Source organism: Prevotella sp. LCP21S3_D2, from assembly GCF_052118345.1.
Classification (GTDB): domain Bacteria; phylum Bacteroidota; class Bacteroidia; order Bacteroidales; family Bacteroidaceae; genus Prevotella.
On record NZ_JBQKHJ010000068.1, the window covers coordinates 1 to 1,251 of the forward strand.

The following is a 1,251-nucleotide window of genomic DNA, read 5'->3' on the forward strand; positions in this document are numbered from 1 at the left end:
CCGGAAGGTGCGGCTGGAACACCTCCTTTCTGGAGAGACGAATTTCCTGTGAAGATTTAGGAACAGGACTTAAAAGTTCGCTTCTCTTCTTGTACGCACCATCTGTTTAATTAAATAAGAGATAGAGAATGTTCGGCAGAGATGCTACTCTTTACCAACACAGTCCTATAGCTCAGTTGGTTAGAGCGCCACACTGATAATGTGGAGGTCGGCAGTTCAAATCTGCCTGGGACTACATTCTTCATATAATATCTCAAACTGGGGGATTAGCTCAGTTGGCTAGAGCACCTGCTTTGCACGCAGGGGGTCAACGGTTCGAATCCGTTATTCTCCACTATTGTGAGAATTTAAGGATAGGCGACTGAAAGGAGCCAATCATTAAAATTCTACACAAAAAGATCTTTGACATATTGACACAAGCAAAACTGTAAGTAATGAACTTTAGTTCAGACTAAAGTAAATCAAATCGCAAGATGAGATTTCACTTTGTTAGAATACAGCTGAAAGTATGAGCTACTTATTCGTTATTCGGAAACGAGTAACAAGAATACAGTCTTAAAGAAAGTAAGAAAGGGCGTATGGCGGATGCCTAGGCTCACGGAGGCGATGAAGGACGTGATAAGCTGCGATAAGCTTCGGGTAGGTGCAAATAACCCTTGATCCGGAGATTTCCGAATGGGACAACCTAGCCGTCTGAAGGACGGTTACTCTTACCAAGTAAGAGAGCTAACGCAGGGAACTGAAACATCTTAGTACCTGCAGGAAGAGAAAATAAAAGAATGATTCCCCCAGTAGTGGCGAGCGAACGGGGAACAGCCCAAACCAGTGGCGTCGCAAGGCGTGGCTGGGGTTGTAGGACCGCGACATTGTATTGAAATGGTGAGTGGAAGTATCTGGAAAGTTACATCACAGAAGGTGATAATCCTGTACACGAAGCCAGATCAGGCATAGCGGTATCCTGAGTAACGCGGGACACGAGGAATCCTGCGCGAATCTGCCGGGACCATCCGGTAAGGCTAAATACTCCCGTGAGACCGATAGCGAACGAGTACTGTGAAGGAAAGGTGAAAAGAACCCCGAGCAGGGGAGTGAAATAGTTCCTGAAACCATGCGCCTACAAGCGGTCGGAGCATCTTGCGATGTGACGGCGTGCCTTTTGCATAATGATCCTACGAGTTACCGTCACTGGCGAGGTTGAGTGTCATGAGACACGTAGCCGCAGTGAAAGCGAGCCTGAACAGGGCGCACAGT

The 1,251-nt window shown here is 47.0% G+C and carries 2 tRNA genes and 1 rRNA gene; all 3 read left to right on the plus strand.

The features are described 5' to 3' along the window. Positions 1–161: 161 nt before the first annotated feature. Positions 162–235, plus strand: a tRNA-Ile gene (locus ACTQ16_RS16580). Between the two features lie 25 nt (positions 236–260). After that, positions 261–334, plus strand: a tRNA-Ala gene (locus ACTQ16_RS16585). 224 nt (positions 335–558) lie between these two features. Beyond that, positions 559–1,251, plus strand: a 23S ribosomal RNA gene (locus ACTQ16_RS16590); the annotation flags it as partial.